The organism is Pedobacter africanus (assembly GCF_040548825.1).
Classification (GTDB): Bacteria; Bacteroidota; Bacteroidia; order Sphingobacteriales; family Sphingobacteriaceae; genus Pedobacter; species Pedobacter africanus_A.
Window position 1 is genome coordinate 443,916 of sequence record NZ_JBEPSL010000003.1, and the last position, 13,062, is coordinate 456,977.

Annotated in this window: 14 protein-coding genes; 5 read left to right on the forward strand and 9 right to left on the reverse strand. The window is 42.2% G+C overall.

Annotated elements, in window-relative coordinates; translation table 11 throughout:
* Window positions 1–45: 45 nt before the first annotated feature.
* The 6 genes from ABIE26_RS17590 to sppA are packed head-to-tail and all read right to left on the reverse strand — an operon-like array spanning window position 46 to window position 6,607.
* Entirely contained in the window at window positions 46–984 is a 939-nt protein-coding gene (locus ABIE26_RS17590; protein WP_310144312.1) for a glycosyltransferase family 9 protein, read from the reverse strand.
* A 55-nt stretch (window positions 985–1,039) separates the two neighbouring features.
* Window positions 1,040–1,540, reverse strand: coding sequence for a D-glycero-beta-D-manno-heptose 1-phosphate adenylyltransferase (rfaE2, locus tag ABIE26_RS17595; RefSeq protein ID WP_310144314.1), 501 nt, complete (start codon window positions 1,538–1,540; stop codon window positions 1,040–1,042).
* 2 nt (window positions 1,541–1,542) lie between these two features.
* Window positions 1,543–2,097 carry a D-sedoheptulose 7-phosphate isomerase gene (gene gmhA / locus ABIE26_RS17600; RefSeq protein ID WP_310144316.1) on the reverse strand — a complete coding sequence of 185 codons (555 nt, stop codon included), beginning with the start codon at window positions 2,095–2,097 and terminating at the stop codon, window positions 1,543–1,545.
* 6 nt (window positions 2,098–2,103) lie between these two features.
* On the reverse strand, window positions 2,104–3,084 hold the full coding sequence (gene rfaE1 / locus ABIE26_RS17605) for a D-glycero-beta-D-manno-heptose-7-phosphate kinase (RefSeq protein ID WP_310144318.1): 981 nt from the start codon (window positions 3,082–3,084) through the stop codon (window positions 2,104–2,106).
* A 47-nt stretch (window positions 3,085–3,131) separates the two neighbouring features.
* Window positions 3,132–4,817 (reverse strand): helix-hairpin-helix domain-containing protein, encoded by a 1,686-nt coding sequence (locus tag ABIE26_RS17610; RefSeq protein ID WP_310144320.1) that lies wholly within the window; start codon window positions 4,815–4,817, stop codon window positions 3,132–3,134.
* Between the two features lie 17 nt (window positions 4,818–4,834).
* Window positions 4,835–6,607 carry a signal peptide peptidase SppA gene (gene sppA / locus ABIE26_RS17615; RefSeq protein WP_310144322.1) on the reverse strand — a complete coding sequence of 591 codons (1,773 nt, stop codon included), beginning with the start codon at window positions 6,605–6,607 and terminating at the stop codon, window positions 4,835–4,837.
* Between the two features lie 30 nt (window positions 6,608–6,637).
* On the opposite strand from sppA, the gene folK reads away from it, so the two are divergent.
* Entirely contained in the window at window positions 6,638–7,132 is a 495-nt protein-coding gene (folK, locus tag ABIE26_RS17620) for a 2-amino-4-hydroxy-6-hydroxymethyldihydropteridine diphosphokinase (protein WP_310144324.1), read from the forward strand.
* Between the two features lie 17 nt (window positions 7,133–7,149).
* Window positions 7,150–7,530 carry an Hpt domain-containing protein gene (locus tag ABIE26_RS17625; protein WP_310144328.1) on the forward strand — a complete coding sequence of 127 codons (381 nt, stop codon included), beginning with the start codon at window positions 7,150–7,152 and terminating at the stop codon, window positions 7,528–7,530.
* Here ABIE26_RS17625 and pssA read toward each other — a convergent pair.
* Both pssA and rho read right to left on the reverse strand, forming a co-directional pair.
* A complete protein-coding gene (pssA, locus tag ABIE26_RS17630) occupies window positions 7,527–8,222 on the reverse strand; it encodes a CDP-diacylglycerol--serine O-phosphatidyltransferase (protein ID WP_310144330.1) in 696 nt (231 codons plus the stop codon). The genes ABIE26_RS17625 and pssA overlap by 4 nt on opposite strands.
* Before the next feature lie 24 nt (window positions 8,223–8,246).
* A complete protein-coding gene (gene rho, locus ABIE26_RS17635; RefSeq protein WP_310144332.1) occupies window positions 8,247–10,058 on the reverse strand; it encodes a transcription termination factor Rho in 1,812 nt (603 codons plus the stop codon).
* A 261-nt stretch (window positions 10,059–10,319) separates the two neighbouring features.
* On the opposite strand from rho, the gene pyrF reads away from it, so the two are divergent.
* From pyrF to ABIE26_RS17650, 3 genes are all read left to right on the forward strand, one after another.
* Window positions 10,320–11,150, forward strand: a complete 831-nt coding sequence (gene pyrF / locus ABIE26_RS17640; RefSeq protein WP_310144335.1) for an orotidine-5'-phosphate decarboxylase — start codon at window positions 10,320–10,322, stop codon at window positions 11,148–11,150.
* The gene (locus ABIE26_RS17645; RefSeq protein ID WP_310144337.1) at window positions 11,147–12,046 is read left to right on the forward strand and encodes a DMT family transporter; all 900 of its coding nucleotides are present in this window, start codon (window positions 11,147–11,149) and stop codon (window positions 12,044–12,046) included. The genes pyrF and ABIE26_RS17645 overlap by 4 nt, the downstream gene beginning before the upstream one ends.
* A 65-nt stretch (window positions 12,047–12,111) precedes the next feature.
* Window positions 12,112–12,333: a PspC domain-containing protein gene (locus tag ABIE26_RS17650; RefSeq protein ID WP_310144339.1), complete on the forward strand. Its 222-nt coding sequence runs from the start codon at window positions 12,112–12,114 to the stop codon at window positions 12,331–12,333.
* Here the strand turns inward: ABIE26_RS17650 and ABIE26_RS17655 are convergent, their stop codons facing one another.
* Window positions 12,334–12,978 carry an ankyrin repeat domain-containing protein gene (locus ABIE26_RS17655; protein ID WP_310144342.1) on the reverse strand — a complete coding sequence of 215 codons (645 nt, stop codon included), beginning with the start codon at window positions 12,976–12,978 and terminating at the stop codon, window positions 12,334–12,336. It abuts the gene before it with no gap.
* Window positions 12,979–13,062: the final 84 nt, after the last annotated feature.

Consider the following 13,062-nt stretch of genomic DNA (forward strand, 5'->3'; position numbering starts at 1 on the left):
GTATAAAAAAGGCAGTACTTTACTGCCTTTTTTTATTATTCTGATTTATGCGCTTACGAAATTAGCAATTATCTCAGTGTTAATGTTTTTCATACATTTAAAATGCCCTAGCGGACATTTCTCCAATCCAAATTTTGAACATGGCCTGCAGTCCAGGTCTTCTTCTATAATTAAAGAATCGGTTATTTTGTATGGCTGGACCCCCAGAAGCTCTGGTGTTGTTCCGCCCCATATAGAGGCTAGTGGTTTATCAAATGCTTCAGAAATATGCGTGAGCCCGGTATCAAAGCCAATTACTTTGTGCGCTTTCGAAACCAGGAATACAGACTGGTCCAGGTTAGTTTTTCCACAGGTACTGTATACCTGCGTGCCAATTGCTGCTGTTATAACCGCTGCATTCTCTTTTACATCATTACCCCCTAGTAAGACAACAGGTAAATTTATACCTCTGCATATGTCTATGATTTTTTCATTAGGTAGTCTTTTTGTAAAGTGCGTTGCACCAATTACAAATGCAATAAATTTTTGCTGATGGGTTTCCGGCAAAAAATCTGATAGCTGATAATCTTTAGCTATATAGTAGTCAATAGGTTTGTTGTCATTCTTTACTCCCAGGAATTCAACCGTTTCCAGATACCTTTCTACCAAATGCTTTGAAGAAATCAATTTATTCCATTTAAATTTTAAAACCAGCCATTTATTGAGGTGGTCTTTTTTATAGGTAGACGAGCGGATGCCGGTTTTTAATTTAATAATCGTACTGCGCAGGTTTCTGTGGAGATCGATGATCAGGTCAAATTTTTCGCCTTTAATCTCTTTAATGGTGTCCTTCAGACTCGGCTTCAGTGTTAACAGTCCTGTTAGGTATGGATTGTTTTGATAAATATATTTAAACTCGGGCTTGGTTAAAAAATAGATCTCGCAGTTTGGTAGCTGTTGTTTCAGACATCTCACTACTGGTGTTGTGTAAATGATGTCGCCCATAGAGCTAAACCTTATTACCAAAATCTTTTTAGGTGTTTTCAAATCTGCTGAAGCCTTATTCCGTGTGTTTAATTTTTTCTATAATGCTTGTTGAAGAGTACCCGGGAAGAAAATTCAGTACCCTTACTTCGCCTCCATTCGCAATCGTCTCTTTTGCGCCCACAATATTTTCGATTGTATAGTCCCCACCTTTGACCAAGACGTCAGGTTTTAAGGCAGTGATCAGTTCCAATGGTGTATCTTCATCAAAAAGTACTACTGCATCTACGAAAAACATCGACCCAATGAGTTGGGTGCGGCTGAATTCATTATTGACAGGTCTGTGCTCACCCTTTAACTTTTTGACAGATTGATCCGTATTTAACCCCACAATCAGTACATCCCCTAAATTCGCTGCTTCACTGAGGTAGTCGATATGTCCGGGATGTACAATATCAAAGCAGCCATTGGTAAATACCACGCGTTTTCCCTGAGCTTTCCAGTTTTGGATTTTTGCAGCCAGTTCCTGTTTTGCTGTTATTTTTTGTGTGAGGGTTTGTTTGGTGTCTTTGCTCATGGTTAGTACTGTTCATCAACTGCCTTACAAAGAATGTGCCCGATTAGAATATGCATTTCCTGTATTCTGGCCGTATTGTTTTCAGGAATGATAATGTTGATGTCACATAGTTCATTCATTTGCCCGCCATCTTTGCCTGATAACCCAAGTGTCTTGCAACCTATTTTCTTTGCAGCTATAAGGGCATTTAATATATTAGGACTATTTCCACTTGTAGAAATACCAATAAATAAGTCGGATGTACGTGCCAGTGCTTCCACCTGGCGCTGAAATACCATTTCATAACCATAGTCGTTACTGATGGCAGTTAAAGCTGAAGTGTCAACAGTGAGGGCTATAGCTGGAAGCGCTTTACGTTCCCTAACAAAGCGCCCTGTCAATTCGGCAGCAATATGCTGTGCATCTGCGGCACTACCACCATTTCCGGCCAGCAAAACCTTGGCCCCTGAAGAAACTGTCTCCGTAATCATTGTACAGGCTCTTTCGATTTGCGGCACAAGTTCTGCAATAACGCGGTCAATGGTTAGCTTATGATGATTTAATTCCTCTAATACCATAATGGATTAAATAGTTTTTAAAGATGCGATGATTTCCACCACATTTGTGGTGGCGCTACCGATATGCTTAATGACTATGGAAGCGGCATGATTGGCAACTGTTACTGCTTCTTCTATGTCGAATCCCATTGAAAGACAATAAGCCAAAGTTGCAACGACGGTATCTCCCGCGCCTGTCACATCGTACACTTCTGTGGCGGCTACAGGTATAATTTTGTAGCTGTCTTTAGTGATGATGGCAATACCTGCCTCTGAAAGAGTCACAATAAGGTAAGTAGCTTTTGTGGTGGCAAGAATTACATTCGCTGCCTTAATCAGGTCTTCATCGGTACGGATGGTTTCTGTTTTTGCTGCTTCCGCAAGTTCCTTGCGGTTAGGTTTAATGACAAAAGCCCCCTCATACTTGCTGTAGTCTAGCCCTTTAGGGTCTACGATGATTTTCTTACCAAGATCATTGCAAAGTCCGATGATGTTTAAGCAAAGGGCAGCTGTAAGCAGCCCTTTATTGTAGTCAGAAAGTATAACGATAGCCGCTTCTTCTATGGATGGCTTTAATGCCAGGAAAAAAGAAGCCTCCATTTCAGGTGAGATCTCATGTGTATCTTCTCTATCAATTCTGACGATCTGGTGATTGCCAGCAATTACCCTGGTTTTGACGGTAGTTTGACGGTCACTATCCCTTGCGATTAAGCGGGTATCTATTTCTTTTGAGTGGAGATGATTTTCTATATCACTGGCAAAGACGTCGTTTCCGACCACACCTGCAAGAGTAACCTTAGCACCCAGATCAACCAGGTTGCTCGCTACGTTAGCCGCACCACCTATTATTTTTGACTCCCTGTTTATATTTACAATGGGCACGGGCGCTTCCGGGGATAACCTATTTGCAGATCCGAATATATAATGGTCAAGCATCAGGTCGCCTACTACAAGTATCTCCGGTGCCTGATTATTTTGATGGGCATTAAATAATTTTTCTGTCAGCATGCTTGAATATTGAAACCAAAGATAGGGATTATTGACCTTTAATATGATCAAATATTGTTGATTCTGCTTTTAAAGAAGGTTTCAATCTCATTTAATGAAAAACTGTTTAAACACTGTTTTGCCGTTAATCCTCCCTTTCTGCCAATCAAAACACCATAATGCATGTCATGGAAACCTTCTTTTCTATGGGCATCCGGGTTTATGGAGAGGAGTACACCTTTCTCCAGCGCGTAGCGGTGCCAGCGCCAATCCAGATCAAGCCTCAAAGGGTTTGCATTAATTTCTATAACCACATTGTTGGCAGCGCAGGCATCAATTACTTTGGCATAATCTATCGGATAGCCTTTTCTGCTCAGCAACAACCTTCCTGTAGGATGCCCCAGTATGTTTGTAAAAGGATTTTCTATGGCTTTGATCAACCTTGCAGTGGCTTTTTCTTCATCCATCCGCAGGTTGCTGTGTACCGAAGCTACCACAAAATCAAATGTTTTGAGGATCTCATCGCTGTAGTCCAGTGATCCATCGTTCAAAATATCGCTTTCTATTCCTTTAAATATACGGAATGGGGCAAGTTTTGCATTCAGGGCATCAATTTCCTGATGCTGTGCATACACACGCTGCTCATTTAGGCCGTTGGCATAAAACGCAGATCTGGAGTGATCGCATATGCCCAGGTATTCCAGCTTCAGGTAGTCTTTACAGTAGACAGCCATTTCTTCCAGGGTATGTACACCGTCGCTCCAGGTAGAGTGGTTGTGCAGACTGCCTTTCAGGTCTGCATCTTTAATCAGTATCGGGAGTTTATTTTCTTTTGCCAGTTGGATCTCGTTCAGGCCTTCTCTCAGTTCGGGCTCAACAAAAGCCAGGCCTGCTTTCTGGTAGATCTCATTTTCGGAAGCAAAAGGCCCGGTTCCGGCTAGTTCGAGTACTGTATTTACATGTTGTGCATTACCGGTGAGTCTAAACCAATTCAGGTAAAAATCGGCTTTTTGAACAATATAAAGTTTTATTTTTAAGCCAAAGGGACTATTTGCAAGGTAATATCCTTCCGTCTGAGGTTCAAAGGCAAGCGGGGTAAATACAGTTATTTTTTCCTGCAATTCATCCAGGTCTTCCGCGCCTATAAGCAGTTCAATTTCTTCAATGATCTCTGCACAGCGCCTGTAATCACCACCTATGCCTAGCAAGGGCTCGCCACTAACGGTGTTTAGCCAAACGGCCAGGTCGGCATAGAGCGTGTTCACCAGGCCTTCAGTTTGTGCATACAGGAACTTGCCCTGTGCGGCCATTTTAAATTCGATGATTTTTTTGATCTCTTCCTGGGTTTTAAGCCCAAAGCCTTTGGCTTCAATCAGCCTGTTTTCATTGCAGGCATAATAGAGCTCACCTATATTCTCTATACCCAGGTCTTTCCAGATCACGGCGATCTTTTTAGGCCCTATTCCTTTAATGTCCAGCATTTCTACAATGCCTTCAGGGGTTTCAGCAAGGATGGCCTGAATCTCGGCCATTGATCCGGTTTCGAGCAGTTCCCAAACCTTTGCGGAGATACTTTTGCCCAATCCATCGATCTGGGCAATCTCTTCCAGTGTCTTTCCCTGAACGGCATAGGGCAGTTTATCTACTTTGAAAGCAGCATTTGCTACCGATTTGATCTTAAACGGATTTTCGTTGTGCAGCTCCATCAATTGCGAAAGCAGCCGCAGTGTACGTGCGATGGTTTTGTTCTCCATTTTACTTTGGGAATGGGTTATAGTATTTTAATGTCAAAAGGCATCCTGGTTTGTATTCCCGATCTGGATAAGGCTGATTTCAACTGCTGATAAATAGGATAATTTGCGCCCAGTTCCTGTTTGGTATAATACGTTCTTACTTTATCTGTAGTACTCTCCATCAGGGATTTGAAAGGGTCGAGCATTTCAGGATATTCTATCACCTGGTAGTCTTTTATTTTGGCTTTTTTAGCGGCAGAAATGATGGCATCATTAAAGCTGCCGGTTCTGTCGGCCAAGCCAATTCTTACGGCGTCGGTACCCACCCAAACCCTGCCACCGGCAATACTGTCAATATAGGTTTTGGATCTTTTTCGTCCATCGGCCACACGGGTAAGGAAACTGTCGTATACACGGTTTACATCGTTTTGTACAATTAGTCTTTCACCTGGTGTCATTGGCCGGTCGGTACTCATGATATCTGCATATTTACCTGTCTTTACCCCATCAAAGGTGATGCCCAGCTTTTCATTGAAAAGTTTCTGGAAGTTAGGGATCACCCCGAATACGCCAATAGATCCGGTTATGGTGTTGGGCTGCACAATAATAGAATCTGCTGCGCAGGCAATATAATAACCTCCAGAGGCAGCTACATCGCCAAAAGAAGCAATAACAGGCTTAACCTTTTTAGCTAGCACAATTTCCCTCCAGATCACGTCTGAAGCCAGGGCACTGCCTCCTGGGGAGTTTACTCTTAAAACAATAGCTTTGATGTTCTCGTCCAGACGGGCTTTCCGGATGGTCCTGGAAATGCGTTCAGAGCCGATCTGTTCATCCGAGCCTTCTCCGCCGGTAATATCGCCATTGGCATAAATTACGGCTATTTTATTGTCTGAAGTGCTGCCTGTATTTTTTACAGTATTTCTGGCATAAGCATTAATGGTAATGGTGCTCAGGTTGCTCTTTTTATCTTTCCCACTTAGTGCTTTCAATTCTTCAATGATGTCGTCCTTGTATTTGAGTGCGTCCACCATTTTATAGTCCAGTGCATCTTTAGGCTGCTGGATTTTATAATTATCAGCAATCTGGTTTAAAGTTTCAGCGCTGACGTTCCTGCTTTTTGCAATACCATCCAGGAAAGTGTGGTATAGTCCCTGCAGGTAAACGGTTACCTGTTCGCGGTTCTTGTCGCTCATTTTATCGGCAAAGAAGGGCTCAACGGCACTTTTATAATTACCTACCCTTACAATCTGGGCTTCAATGCCCAGTTTATCCAATGCGCCTTTGAAAAACATGGTTTCAGATTTCAGTCCTTTAAACTCCAGCGCACCTTCGGGGTTAAGGTAAACTTTATCGGCAGCTGACGCCAGGTAATATGCACCCTGGGTATATACCTCGCTGTAGGCTATAATTTTCTTTTTGCTGGTTTTGAAATCAAGCAGTGCATCCCGTATTTCACGCATGGTGGCAAAACCTGCCTGGGGCGAGGTTACATTGATGTAAACACACTTGATGTTGTTGTCTGTTTTAGCGGCACGCAAAGCACGGATCAAATCATTAAAACCAATGCTTTTGTCTTCATCTGAACCAACTATAGGGAGTTTGGAAAGCGGATCGTCTGGTGTACGTTCGGTGATCACCTGGTCCAGGTTCAGGTACAGTACAGAATTGCTGCTTACACTAACCTTATCCTCTTTGAGTGAGGATTTTACGATACCCACAATGATTACGATAAAAAACACAAACAACAACACTGTTGAAATGACTATGCCAACAACTGTTGCAAAAACATACTTAAAAAATTCTCTCATGTGCCAGGTAAATATTTAATTTGTAAATATATGCATTTGGATACTGAAAAAGCTTATTTGTTACTGGGAAGTAACCTGGGTGAACGGAATAAATTGCTGACAGAGGCGCTTGAGCAAATTAAAAAGCGGATTGGTCCCGTTCTGTTGAAATCATCTTTGTATGAAACTGCAGCATGGGGCAGGGAAGACCAGCCTTCTTTTCTGAACAGGGCAGTTGTAGCGGAGACGACTTTTAGTCCTTTGCAGCTATTGGAAGAAATACTGGCCATTGAGCTGGACCTGGGGAGGGTAAGGCATGAAAAATGGGGCTCCCGGTTAATTGATATCGATATTATATTTTTTGGAGATCAGATTATAGACATCGGCAAACGCCTTCAGATTCCCCATCCGCATATGCAGGACCGGAAATTTGTGCTGGAGCCTATGGCCGAAATCGCCCCTGATTACATTCATCCGGTGTTTAAGTGCTCTGTATCGGAAATATTAGAAAGATTAAGTGATAATTTGTCAGTATCAAAAATATAAATTCGTTATTTTTGTCTATGATGATAAACTTACAAAAGAATAATGAGCCTTTAGACCTTTCTTATTTAAGGGATATGTCTGGGGACAGTGCTGAATTTATCATAGAGATGATAGATATGTTCAAGATGCAAACTCCTTTGTATATCTCAGACCTGGGGAAGGCGATAGCAGATCAGGACTGGCCCAGGGCCTCTAACTGCGCGCATAAAATAAAGCCTACATTTGCTTACGTGGGGCGCGAAGATGCCAAGGATCATATGCAGATGATGGAGAACAATGCCCGAGAGCTTAAAAATATTGATCAGCTGCCTGCAGCATTTGATGAGATCAGCGCTTTTGTCGAGATTTTATATGCGCAGCTTGATGAAGCTAAAGCTGATCTGGAAAAACAGCTTTAATTTGCAGTTTGTTTTGGGATATTCCTGAAATGAATCAGCGATAAACCTATATATAAAACCAGTATAAGTGGTACGGCCAGGAATTTAAGAAAAGGAATAAGTATTGCAGACAGAATAAGGAAAAGGTATTTTATTTTATTTTGCTGCCATCCTGCCGAACTGAATTTGAGCGAGAAAATTCTGATCTCGCTAACCAATAGCCAACTCAGCAATACCACAAGTCCCAACAAGAAGGGCACTGAACTGATCAGTAAAGGATAGTCTTTCTGAATAAAGGGCAGCGATACAATAAACAGGGTATTCATCGGTGTGTTTAATCCAATAAAATCCTCGGTCTGCCTGGTATCTACATTAAATTTCGCCAATCTTAATGCAGAGAATATGGTAATGATAAAACCTGCATAAGGCAGGTAAGCTGAAGGGCCATCGCTTTGACTTAACAGTTGAAACATCACCACCCCAGGTAAAAAGCCAAAACTTACCACATCGGCCAAAGAATCCAGCTCTTTACCGATGTTGGATTTAACATTCAGCAGTCTTGCTGCAAAGCCATCAAAGAAATCGAATATACCAGACAGCAGTACAAAATAGGCTGCCATTTCCAGTTCACCATTAAAAGCATGCACAATACCTATGCAACCCGAAAACAGGTTGGCACAGGTAATGGCATTTGGAATGTGTTTTTTTATCATGGATAAAGAATTCCTTTCTTTGAATTAGCTATTCATCGAAATTAAGAATTCCTCATTGGATTTGGTGCCTTTTATTTGAGCCTGAACAAACTCCATTGCTTCCTGAGAGTTCATGTCGGCAAGGTGGTTACGCAGTATCCATACACGTTGTAAAGTATCTCTGTCGTGCAGCAGGTCGTCGCGGCGTGTACTTGAAGCGGTGATATCAATAGCAGGGAAGATACGTTTGTTAGATAACTTACGATCCAGCTGCAGTTCCATATTACCTGTACCTTTAAATTCTTCAAAGATCACCTCGTCCATTTTCGAACCAGTATCGGTCAATGCAGTTGCAAGTATGGTTAATGAACCACCTTTTTCAATGTTACGGGCAGCACCGAAGAAACGTTTAGGTTTATGTAATGCATTGGCATCCACACCACCAGACAGGATTTTTCCTGAAGCCGGGGCTGTAGTATTGTAGGCCCTTGCAAGCCTTGTTATCGAATCCAGAAGGATTACTACATCATGGCCGCACTCAACCAGGCGTTTGGCTTTCTCCAGTACAATATTGGCTATTTTCACATGGCGATCAGCCGGTTCATCAAAAGTAGAGGAAACCACCTCTGCCCTTACGCTTCTGGCCATATCGGTTACCTCTTCCGGACGTTCGTCGATCAATAAAATGATCAGGTAAACTTCAGGATGGTTTTTTGCGATGGCATTGGCAACCTCTTTCAGTAAATTGGTTTTACCGGTTTTAGGCTGGGCAACAATCAAACCGCGCTGGCCCTTACCAATAGGGGTAAACAGGTCAATGATACGGGTCGAATAGTTATTTGTTTCTGTAAAAAGGTTTAATCTTTCTGTAGGGAACAGTGGGGTAAGGTAGTCAAAAGGAACTCGGTCCCTTACATCAGCAGGTAAGCGTCCGTTAATGGTCTCTACCCTTACCAATGGAAAGTATTTTTCGCCTTCTTTTGGCGGGCGGATACTTCCTTTTACGGTATCGCCTGTTTTTAAACCAAATAATTTGATTTGCGATTGGGATACGTAGATGTCATCCGGTGACGACAGGTAGTTATAATCGGCAGATCTTAAAAAGCCATATCCATCCGGCATAATTTCCAGTACACCTTCGTTGGTAATGGTATTGTCGAAGTCCAGATTAGAATAGCTGTTTTCATTTTGTTTATGTTGACTGTTCCCGTTGTTGTTATTCGGGTTCTTTGGCCTGTTTTCCTGAGGACGGTGCTTTTTATTGTCTGCATTAGGTGCTGCAATTTTTGGCTCGGCTGCAGGCGCTGCAGGATTAGCCGTGGCAGGTGCCTGTTCCTCTTGGGGAGCAACTTCTGCAGGCGCTTCAAAAAGTGTTTCCTGTTTCGCAGGTTGTGGATCAAATAACGAAGCCCGGTTAAATGGCCTTTGCACATTTTCTTCTGCTACTTCCTTGGCTGCAATGCGAATTCTTTTTCTGGCAGGTTTATCACCCTGATTTTCTTTTGCAGTATCGTTATTGGTATCTGCTTTAGCATTGCGTTCCTTTACAGGTGCAGCGGTTTTTTCGGCAGGTGCAGTGGTGCTTGTAGAAACTTCGGTATCGGCAGCCTGTTCATCAGGCTGAGGAGTTTCACTATTTGCTTTTGCAGCACGTTCTTTTGGTGCTTTTGCTTTGGCGGCTTTTGCCGGTGCTGCTTTGGGAGCAGGTTCTGCTTCGGTCATCTGCTCGCTAATCTGGGCAATAATTTCAACCAGTTCGGCTTTACGCAACTCGTCAGCATTTAAAATGCCCTGGGTTTTTGCTATCTCACGTAATTCAGCCGTGAGCTTTTCATTTAATTCTGTTTTATTAAACATTATATGGATGTGGAGAATTTTTTTTAATCAAGTAAACAGTGCAAAAAAATGCATTTATAGATGGGGTTGTTGAACAAAATCTTAAGAAATTTTCTGGAATGATCAGATAAACTTTAGAGAATTATGGTGCAATTGTATGTATTTGAATTCTAATCTCCAAGAAAAAAATGAAATTGTTTATAACAAAGATAATTAATTTTTTAGAAGCGCCTTTAAATGAGCGCAGAAATTGGCATCTTTGCACCCAAAATTTACCCCCTGATGAATAAGACACAACTATTTGAGCAAATTAAAAATAAAAAATCTTTTTTATGTGTTGGATTGGATCCCGTTATGGAACTGATCCCCAAACACCTGCTCAAATATGAAAACCCTGTGCTCGAGTTTAATAAACAACTTATCGATGCTACAAAAGACCTGTGTGTGGCTTATAAACCTAACACGGCTTTTTATGAATCTATGGGTTTAAAGGGTTGGGAAACTTTAATCCGTACCTGGGAATACATCCCGACAGACATCTTTACGATAGCTGATGCCAAGCGGGGCGATATTGGCAATACTTCTGCCATGTATGCCGATGCATTTTTTAATAAAGGGAAATCGGGAATGGGCTTTGATGCCATTACTGTTGCCCCTTATATGGGTAAGGATTCCGTAAGTCCTTTTTTAAATTATGCCGGTAAGTGGGTGATCCTTCTGGCGCTGACTTCGAATGCCGGGCATAGTGATTTTCAGCTGCACCATACACCCGAAGGTAAATTGTACGAAGAGGTAATCCGTATTTCTTCCGAATGGGCCAATAGTGAGCAACTGATGTACGTGGTTGGTGCAACCAGGGGTACAGAATTTGAAAACATCAGGCGACTGGCTCCTGATAATTTTTTACTGGTGCCAGGTGTTGGTGCACAGGGTGGAAGCCTGGCAGAGGTTTGCCGGTACGGCTTAAACTCAACATGCGGATTGCTGGTCAATTCTGCCAGGTCTATCATTTACGCCAGTAAGGGCGAGGACTTTGCTGAAAAAGCACGGGAAGAAGCACTGAGACTACAAGAGGAAATGGCTCAGATCCTGCAGGCTGCAGGCCTGATATGATCAGACGACCGGATGTAAAGCTGCTTTTTGCCTTAACGGGAGTAGCATTGATCTGGGGTACCACCTACCTCGGTATCCGTGTAGCTGTTGAAACCATACCACCATGGTTTGTTGCGGCTATCCGTCAAACTATTGCAGCCATCGTACTGCTGGTTATTTTGCTCCGTAAAAGAGAACTGATATGGAAGGACTGGCCTTATTTAAGGCGTCAGATGCTGCTGTCACTGCTCATGATTGTGGTGGCTAACGGCATGACCACGGTGGCAGAACAAACCATACCCAGTGGCTTAACTTCATTACTGAATGCTTTAAACCCGCTCATCGTATTTTTGGCCTGTGTGGCAATAGGCTTGCAAAAACCCTCGTTAAAAGGATTTATTGGTGTTGCCATCGGTTTTCTGGGGGTGGTGTTTATATTCAGGGAGGGGCTAAGCGAACTGCTCGATCCGAATTATAAAACCGGCATTATGTTTTTGTGTTTTGCCATTAGCGGCTGGACCATTGGTACCCTGTACATCAAAAAGAACAATCAGAAATCTGATCATATTTTTTTAGATCTTTTTTACCAGTTTGCTTTTTCGGCAGTTGTACAATTCGTCCTGGCTTTTCTTTTCTCTGCCGATCACAACGTTGCCAAATGGAGCCTTAACAGTATGCTGGCTGTAAGTTATCTGGCTGTATTTGGATCTGTTGTCGCTTTTTTCTGTTACCATTATGCCTTAAAAAAGGTGGCTGCAACAGAAGTTTCTATACTTACCTATTTCAATACCGTCATTGCATTATTCCTTGGGTGGCTTATTTTAGATGAGGTCATTACAAAGGATATCCTCATAGCAACAGTGCTGATCATTATTGGGGTATTCATTACCAACTACAAGGGGAAATCAATTAAATAAATACTACTGTAATCAGAAAAAATGATTAAATTGTGATATAGGAATTAAAATCTAAAAAAAATAACATGTTCCAGCGGATCATTACCTTTTTTGAAAAGCAGAGTTTTGGTGTTTGTACTTATATGGCCGAGCGTTTTAATATATCTATCAGTAAAATCAGACTGTTTTTTATTTACTCCTCATTTCTTGCGGTAGGCTTCCCTATTGTATTCTATGTACTGGCGGCACTGGTGCTCGATGTAAGGCATTACATCAAAAAGATCAGGATGAGCATCTGGGACGTGTGATCAGAGTTTTAATATTTCGGCAATTTCAACGAAACCTTTTTCCCTGGCCAGATCTGCGGCTACTTTGCCACCTTCCATAGCAATGTCTAGTTCGGCACCATTTTCAAGCAACAGAATAATCAACTCTATGTCGCCTTGCTGTGCCGCGGCATGTAAAGGAGTGAAGCCGGCTTGTTGTACCACATTTACGTTTGCACCTGCATCGATCAGCATTTTGGTGATGTCGTAATTCTTTGCAGCAACGGCAGAATGTATAGGGAAAACGTTAAACCCATTGTTGGCAGGCGTGTTTACTTCTGCATTACGGGAGATGAGCAATTTTGCCATTTCTTCGTTGCCAAAATAAGCGGCAAGGCCCAGGGCAGTAAAGCCATCTTTGGAGAATGCATTTACCGCATCGGGGTCCTGATCTATTAAAAGTGCAGCTTCTTCCAGCCTGCCCAATGCCGAGGCTTCAAACAAATTAATTTTTGGGCCAAAACCGGCAATTAGTGCGGCGATGTCTGGTTTCTTATAATAACAGGCCAGCAACACCGGGGAAATGCCATGACTGGTATCTTTGGCTGCCAGCGAAGGATTTTGTGATAGCAGATCAAAAATTTCCTGTTTGCTGTTTGTTTCAATAAGTGTTTCCAGATCGGCCATTTGCTTTGTTAAATTTAGGTTAAAATTGGGTAATTTATTTAATAATGGCAAATAGGGGAACAAATGCACAAAATTATTTAAGTT

Coding starts and splice junctions, on each gene's coding strand:
- ABIE26_RS17590 (WP_310144312.1), bottom strand. CDS start 984: ATGGGCGACATCATTTACACAACACCAGTAGTGAGATGTCTGAAACAA.
- rfaE2 (WP_310144314.1), bottom strand. CDS start 1,540: ATGAGCAAAGACACCAAACAAACCCTCACACAAAAAATAACAGCAAAA.
- gmhA (WP_310144316.1), bottom strand. CDS start 2,097: ATGGTATTAGAGGAATTAAATCATCATAAGCTAACCATTGACCGCGTT.
- rfaE1 (WP_310144318.1), bottom strand. CDS start 3,084: ATGCTGACAGAAAAATTATTTAATGCCCATCAAAATAATCAGGCACCG.
- ABIE26_RS17610 (WP_310144320.1), bottom strand. CDS start 4,817: ATGGAGAACAAAACCATCGCACGTACACTGCGGCTGCTTTCGCAATTG.
- sppA (WP_310144322.1), bottom strand. CDS start 6,607: ATGAGAGAATTTTTTAAGTATGTTTTTGCAACAGTTGTTGGCATAGTC.
- folK (WP_310144324.1), top strand. CDS start 6,638: ATGCATTTGGATACTGAAAAAGCTTATTTGTTACTGGGAAGTAACCTG.
- ABIE26_RS17625 (WP_310144328.1), top strand. CDS start 7,150: ATGATGATAAACTTACAAAAGAATAATGAGCCTTTAGACCTTTCTTAT.
- pssA (WP_310144330.1), bottom strand. CDS start 8,222: ATGATAAAAAAACACATTCCAAATGCCATTACCTGTGCCAACCTGTTT.
- rho (WP_310144332.1), bottom strand. CDS start 10,058: ATGTTTAATAAAACAGAATTAAATGAAAAGCTCACGGCTGAATTACGT.
- pyrF (WP_310144335.1), top strand. CDS start 10,320: ATGAATAAGACACAACTATTTGAGCAAATTAAAAATAAAAAATCTTTT.
- ABIE26_RS17645 (WP_310144337.1), top strand. CDS start 11,147: ATGATCAGACGACCGGATGTAAAGCTGCTTTTTGCCTTAACGGGAGTA.
- ABIE26_RS17650 (WP_310144339.1), top strand. CDS start 12,112: ATGTTCCAGCGGATCATTACCTTTTTTGAAAAGCAGAGTTTTGGTGTT.
- ABIE26_RS17655 (WP_310144342.1), bottom strand. CDS start 12,978: ATGGCCGATCTGGAAACACTTATTGAAACAAACAGCAAACAGGAAATT.